At 70.4% G+C, this 7,028-nt stretch carries 6 protein-coding genes; all 6 read left to right on the forward strand.

Annotated elements, in window-relative coordinates:
• Nucleotides 1–214 precede the first annotated feature (214 nt).
• Nucleotides 215–1,504: an ABC transporter substrate-binding protein gene (locus AC1D1T_RS28355; RefSeq protein WP_477829034.1), complete on the forward strand. Its 1,290-nt coding sequence runs from the start codon at nucleotides 215–217 to the stop codon at nucleotides 1,502–1,504.
• Nucleotides 1,495–2,415, forward strand: a complete 921-nt coding sequence (locus AC1D1T_RS28360; protein WP_477992941.1) for a carbohydrate ABC transporter permease — start codon at nucleotides 1,495–1,497, stop codon at nucleotides 2,413–2,415. The genes AC1D1T_RS28355 and AC1D1T_RS28360 overlap by 10 nt, the downstream gene beginning before the upstream one ends.
• On the forward strand, nucleotides 2,415–3,251 hold the full coding sequence (locus AC1D1T_RS28365; RefSeq protein ID WP_477829111.1) for a carbohydrate ABC transporter permease: 837 nt from the start codon (nucleotides 2,415–2,417) through the stop codon (nucleotides 3,249–3,251). The genes AC1D1T_RS28360 and AC1D1T_RS28365 overlap by 1 nt, the downstream gene beginning before the upstream one ends.
• Before the next feature lie 8 nt (nucleotides 3,252–3,259).
• Nucleotides 3,260–4,885: an alpha-glucosidase gene (locus tag AC1D1T_RS28370; RefSeq protein ID WP_477992942.1), complete on the forward strand. Its 1,626-nt coding sequence runs from the start codon at nucleotides 3,260–3,262 to the stop codon at nucleotides 4,883–4,885.
• Between the two features lie 114 nt (nucleotides 4,886–4,999).
• Entirely contained in the window at nucleotides 5,000–5,728 is a 729-nt protein-coding gene (locus tag AC1D1T_RS28375; RefSeq protein WP_477842505.1) for a response regulator, read from the forward strand.
• A gap of 3 nt (nucleotides 5,729–5,731) precedes the next feature.
• Nucleotides 5,732–7,028: HAMP domain-containing protein (locus AC1D1T_RS28380; protein WP_477992943.1), on the forward strand; the 1,297-nt coding region annotated here is incomplete at its 3' end.

Consider the following 7,028-nt stretch of genomic DNA (forward strand, 5'->3'; position numbering starts at 1 on the left):
GCTGGGCTGGGGGCGACCTCTTCGTGGAGTCGGCCCGCCAGGGCCGACCGCCGAAGCTGAGCCCCCAGCCCAGCCCCCCACCCGCCGCGCCAAGCCGCGCAATGTTTCAATCGTGAACCACAAGCCGCAACAAGAAATCCCGCGTTAACCCGCCACGCCTCTACTCCCCCCGCGGGCCGCAGTCGACGGCCCCGACCACAGKAGACGACACACCATGCAAGCCACCCTCCGGGCCACCGCGCTCGCCGCGACCCTGTGCCTGAGCGCGTTCGGCGCCCAGGCCGTCACGCTGAAGATCTCGTGCGGGGCCGTCGGGCTCGAGTTCCAGCTCTGCAAGGAGGAGTCCGATGCCTGGGCCCGGAAGACCGGCCACGAGGTGCAGGTCATCAACGCGCCCAACGACTCGAACGAGCGCCTCGCGCTGTACCAGCAGATCCTCGGCAGCGGCTCCGACAAGATCGACATCTACCAGATCGACGTCGTCTGGCCCGGCCTGCTCGCCAGCCACCTGATCGACCTGAAGCCCTACACCAAGGGCGCCGAGAAGGAGCACTTCCCGGCCATCATCGCCAACAACACCGTCGGCGACAAGCTGGTCGCGATGCCATGGTTCACCGACGCCGGGCTGCTGTTCTACCGCAAGGACCTGCTCGAGAAGTACAAGGTTGCGCCGCCCACCACCTGGGACGCGCTGGCCGCCGCCGCGAAGAAGATCCAGGACGGCGAACGCGCCGCCGGCAACCCGAAGATGTGGGGCTTCGTCTGGCAGGGCCGCGCCTATGAAGGCCTGAGCTGCAACGCGACCGAATGGCTCGCGAGCTTCGGCGGCGGCGCCATCGTCGAATCGAACGGCAAGGTCTCGGTCAACAACGCCAACGCGATCAAGGCGCTGCAGACCGCGGCGAGCTGGGTCGGCACCATCACGCCGAAGGCGGTGCTGAACTACGCCGAGGAAGACAGCCGCGGCGTGTTCCAGTCGGGCAACGCGGTGTTCCTGCGCAACTGGCCCTACGTCTGGGCGCTGGCGCACAAGCCCGACAGCCAGATCGCCGGCAAGGTCGGCGTGATGCCCTTGCCTGCCGGTGGCAGTGGATCGACAGGAGGCCGCAGCGCCGCGGCGCTCGGCGGCTGGCAGCTCTCAGTCTCGAAGTACTCGAAGAACCAGGCCGTGGCCGCCGACCTGGTGAACTACCTCGTCAGCGCCGCGGTGCAGAAGGACCGCGCGATCAAGGCCTCGTACAACCCGACGCTGCCGGCCCTCTACAAGGATGCCGACGTGATGAAGGCCAACCCCTTCATGGCCGAGCTCGGCAGCACCTTCGCCGCTGCGGTGAGCCGCCCGTCGACGGTGACGGCCGCGCAGTACAACCAGGTCAGCAACCTGTTCTGGAACGCGGCGCACGACGTGCTCTCCGGCAAGACACAGGCGCCGCAGGCGGTGGCCGACCTCGACCGGCAACTCAACAAGCTCGCCCCCGCGGATAAATCCGACAGATGGAACTGACGGGCACCGGCCTGCAGCGCGCGCGGCGCGTGCAGGCCTGGTGGCTGGTGCTGCCGACGCTCGCGGTGCTGGCGGCGGTGGCCGGCTGGCCGCTCGCGCGCACGCTGTTCTTCAGCCTGACGGATGCGAAGCTGTCGGCACTCGGCACGCACCGCTTCGTCGGGCTCGACAACTACCTGGGCCAGCGCTTCGGCGAGGGCGGCGTGCTGTTCGATCCCGAATGGTGGGCCTCGGTCGGCAACACGCTGCTGTTCACCGTGAGCTCGGTGCTGCTCGAGACCCTGCTGGGCCTGGGCATCGCGCTGCTGCTGAACCACCCGTCGCGGCTGCGCACGCTGCTGCGCGCCGCGGTGCTGGTGCCGTGGGCGATCCCGACCGTGGTGTCGGCCAAGATGTGGACCTGGATGCTGCACGACCAGTTCGGCGTCATCAATACCGCGCTGGTGGCCGCGCGGCTGATCGACGAGCCGCTCGCGTGGACGGCCGACCCGTCACTTTCGTTCATCACGATCGTGATGGTCGACGTCTGGAAGACCACCCCCTTCATGGCGCTGCTGACGCTGGCCGCGCTGCAGATGGTGCCGCGCGACTGCCACGAGGCGGCGCAGATCGACGGCGCATCGCCATGGACGATCTTCACGCACATCACGCTGCCGCTGATCCTGCCGGCGATGCTGGTGGCGACGGTATTCCGCGGGCTCGATGCGCTGCGCGTGTTCGACGTGATCTACGTGATGACCTCCAACAGCCGCGCGACGCGCAGCATGTCGGTCTACGTGCGCGAGCAGTTGATCGATTTCCAGAAGATCGGCCCGGGCTCGGCAGCGGCCACGCTGCTGTTCGCGACCATCGCGGTCATCACGATCGCGTGGCTGCTGGCGACTCGCTCTCGCATGCGGGAACTCGACTGATGCGCTCGCGGCAACCGCCCCTCGCCACCGCGCTGCGCCGCGGCGCCTCGCTGGGGGTGATCTTCGTCTCGCTGTTCCCGTTCGCGTACGCGATCGCCACCTCGTTCAAGCAAGGCAGCGACCTGTTCAGCGCGCAGTTCTGGCCGAGCCGCGCCGTGATCGGCAACTACGTGGCGCTGTTCCGCGACCAGCCGTTCGGCACCAACCTGCTGAACTCGACGCTGGTGGCCGGCGTCGTCGTCGCGCTGTCGCTGGTGCTCGCGCTGCTGTCGGCCTGGGCGCTCGGGCGGGTGCGCTTTCGCGGCCGGCAGGCGCTGCTGCTGACCATCCTCGGCGTCTCGATGTTTCCGCATGTCGCGGTGCTGGCGGGGCTGTTCGAGCTGGTCAGCGCGCTCGGCCTGTACGACAGCCTGGCGGCGCTGATGCTGTCGGACCTGCTGTTCACGCTGCCCTTCACCGTGTGGGTGCTGACCACCTTCATGCGCGACCTGCCGAAGGAAGTGGAAGAGGCCGCGCTGATGGACGGTGCCGGCGTGTTCACGATGATCTTCCGCATCTTCCTGCCGATGCTGTGGCCGGCGCTGGTGGCGACCGGGCTGCTGGCCTTCATCGGCGCGTGGAACGAGTTCCTGTTCGCGCTGAGCTTCACGCTGTCGGCGACCGAGCGCACGGTGCCGGTGGCGATCGCGCTGATCTCGGGCGCGAGCAGCTACGAGCTGCCGTGGGGCAACCTGATGGCGGCGTCGGTCATCGTCACGCTGCCGCTGATCGCAGGGGTGCTGGCCTTCCAGCGCTACATCGTGTCCGGTCTCACCGCCGGCGCCGTCAAGGGATGAACAACACCATGAACCAGAACATCGATTGGTGGCGCCATGCCGTCGTCTACGAGGTCTACCCGCGCAGCTTCCAGGACAGCAACGGCGACGGCATCGGCGACCTCGACGGCATCACCGCGCGGCTGCCCTACCTGAAGGGGCTGGGCGTCGACGCKGTGTGGATCGCGCCGTTCTTCCGCAGCCCGATGCGCGACTTCGGCTACGACGTGTCGGACTACCTCGACGTCGATCCGATGTTCGGCTCGATGCGCTCGTTCGAGACGCTGGTGGAATGCGCGCATTCGCTGGGGCTGCGCGTGATGATCGACCTGGTGCTCAGCCACAGCTCCGACCAGCACCCGTGGTTCGCCGCGAGCCGCGCCGACCGCAGCAACCTGCAGGCCGACTGGTATGTGTGGGCCGATGCGCAGCCCGACGGCACGCCGCCGAACAACTGGCTGAGCATCTTCGGCGGATCGGCCTGGCAGTGGGACACGCGGCGCGAGCAGTACTACCTGCACAACTTCCTGGCCAGCCAGCCGGACCTGAACTTCCACACGCCGGCCGTGCAGGACGCGCTGCTGGAGGTGGCGCGCTTCTGGCTGGTGCGCGGCGTCGACGGCTTCCGGCTCGACACCKTCAACTTCTACACGCACGACCGCCAGCTGCGCAGCAACCCGCCGCAGCCCGCGGGGCAGTTCGCGGGCGCAGCGCACCGCAGCAACCCGTATGCGTGGCAGCGCCACCTGTACGACAAGACGCAGCCGGAGAACCTGCTCTTCATCGAGCGGCTGCGCGCGCTGTGCGACGGCTTCCCCGGTGCGGCGCTGCTCGGCGAGATCGGCGACGACCAGCAGTACAAGACGCTGGCCGAGTACACGGCTGGCGAGCGGCGCCTGCAGATGGCCTACGTGTTCCGGCTGCTGGAGCGCGACTGCTCGGCACGCCACCTGGCCGGCGTGCTCGAGGAGTACCTGCGCGACGCGAGCCGCTCGCGGGTGTGCTGGTCGATCGGCAACCACGACGTGGAGCGCGTCGCGTCGCGCTGGTCGGCGTGGGGCGCGACGGCGCGGCAACGTGCCGAGCTGGCCGCGGCGCTGCTGCTGTCGCTGCCCGGCGGCAAGTGCATCTACCAGGGCGAGGAACTGGGGCTGACCGAGGTCGACGTGCCGTTCGAGCAGCTGCGCGACCCGTTCGGCATCACGATGTGGCCGCAGAAGATGGGCCGCGACGGCTGCCGCACGCCGATGCCCTGGACGCGCGCACCGGGCGCCGGCTTCACGACCGGCACGCCGTGGCTGCCGATCGCCGACGAGCACCTGCCGCTGGCGGTGCGCGAGCAGGTGGGCGACGCGGGGTCGCTGCATGCGTTCTACGTGGACTGGCTGGGCTGGCACCGCCGCGAGCGGCTGCTGCGCGACGGCACGCTGCAGTTGCTGGCGCCCACCGACCAGGTGCTGGCCTTCGAGCGCGTGGCGGGTGGCGAGTCGCTGATCTGCGTGTTCAACCTGTCGGGCGAGCCGGCGGACTACCGGATCGACCGCCACGCGGTGGTGATCGCGGAGCGGTCGATCGGGGCGCGGCTGGAGGGCGGCGCCGTGCGGTTGGAGCGGTGCGGGATGTTGTTTGCGCGGGTGGGTGAGAAGGCGCGTTGAGCGACCATGGCTTGCGGTCGATGAGACCCGGGAGCGGCGATTGACTTGCAGCACTCGCCACGGCGAGGGACATTCCCGAGAGCCCGCCTCGGTGCGCTTTCGTATAGTCCCCCGATGCCCACCCCGCACCGCATCCTGGTCCTCGACGACGAGCGCGACGTGCTCGACTGGATCGGCGCGGTGCTCACCGATGGCGGCCTGCAGGCCACCGCGGTGCAGACCGGCGCCGAGATGCAGCGCGCGCTGCGCGAGCGCCCGCATTCGCTGGTGATGCTCGACCTGAAGCTGCGCGGCGAGGACGGCCTCGCGATCGCGCGCGAGCTGCGCCGCAGCTCCACCGTGCCCATCATCATGATGAGCGGCAAGGGCGACGAGGCCGACCGGGTGCTGGGGCTCGAACTCGCCGCCGACGATTTCCTCGTCAAGCCGATCTCCGGGCGCGAACTGCTGGCCCGAGTGCGCGCCAGCCTGCGCCGCTCGACCGAGCTGTCGCAGCCGGCCGCCCGCCCCGACGACCCGGTGCACGAGCGCTACCGCTTCGGCGACTGGGTGCTCGACCGCACCGCCCGCACGCTGGCGCGCAGCAGCGGCGAGCCCTGCGAGGTGACGCGCGGCGAGTTCGCGCTGCTCGCCGCGATGGTCACGCAGGCCGGCCGCGTGTGGGCGCGCGACGAGCTGCTGTCGCAGTTCCGCGGCACCGAGACCGAGGCCTACGACCGCAGCGTCGACGTGCTGGTGCTGCGACTGCGCCGCAAGATCGAGCCGAACCCGCGCCAACCGGCCTACATCCGCACCGAGCGCGGCCAGGGCTACGTGTTCGGCGTACCGGTGACACGCGGCTGACCCGTGGACGCTGCCGCCACGCGGGATGCCGCCGCACCGCCCGGCGAGATCCCCGCCCGCTTCGCGATCCGCACCCGCCTGCTCGCCACCTTCCTCGCGCTGCTGCTGCTGACCATCGTGCTGGCCGTCACCGGCATCGCCGGCATGCGCCACAACCAGCGCGCGCTCGACGACTTCGAGGCCGGCGTGATGCCCGAGATCGCGCGCGTGCTGGAGCTGGCCGAGAAGGTGTCGCAGCTCGCCGCCGTCGCGCCCAGCATCGCCGACAGCGACCTGCAATCGCCCAGCCGCAACGACAGCCAGCTGGTGCGCGTGCTGCTCGGCGAGATCCGCCGCCTGTCGGGCGATCTGCCGACGCAGGCCGATTCGCGGCTGGAGGCCACCGCGATGCTCGACGGCATCGACCGCGACCTGACCAGCCTGCTCGCGCTGTCGAGCGAACGCCGCCGCCAGCAGGCCCAGCTGCGCAGCCAGCGCGACACGCTCGACGCGCTGGGCGACCAGCTGTTCCGCAACCGCGTGCGCGTGCAGCGCGACGGGCCGAGCCTGCAGTCGATCTGGAGCACGCTGGTCGCCGCCGAGCTGGCCGACGAGTACACGACCCTCGGCCGCAGCGAGGCCGACGTCGAGGCGCTGTGGGTGTTCGCGCAGCAGGCCGGCGAGGACCGCCGGCTGCCGGCGCTCGCCGCCGCGCTGCAGGCGCTGTGCTTCGGCGACGACGGCGCGTTCCAGCTGCGCCGCCGGCAGCTGCGCACCGAGCGCCAGCTCAGCACCGTGGTGCAGCTGATGCGCAGCCATTCGACGCAGCTCGGCGCGCGCGCCAGCGCCTACGTGGCCGAGCTGCGCAAGGTGTCGACCGAGCGGCGCGACACGGTGCGCCGCACGGTGGCCTCGGGCGCCTCGGCGCTGGTGCTGGTGAGCGCGCTGTCGGTGCTGACGGCGCTGGCCGGCGCGCTGTACGTGCAGCGCGTGCTGCGCGACCTGCAGGCGATGACGCGCACGATGACGCGGCTGGCCGGCGGCGATGTCGCGCAGCCGAGCACCGCGATCGCGCGCCCCGACGAGATCGGCGAGCTGGCGCGCGCCTTCCAGGTGTTCCGCGACCACCTGCTCGAGAAGCAGCGGCTCACGCAGGGCCTGCATGCGCAGGGCCGCCTGCTGGAGAGCGTGTTCCACGGCATGAACGACGGCTTGTCGGTGTACGACGCGGGCGGCACGCTGGTGGTGTGGAACCAGAAGTTCGAGAGCCTGCTGCCGTTCGCCCCCGGCGTGCTGCGCCGCGGCGTGCCGATCGGCGAGC

It is taken from the genome of Rhizobacter sp. P2_H3 (assembly GCF_056403355.1).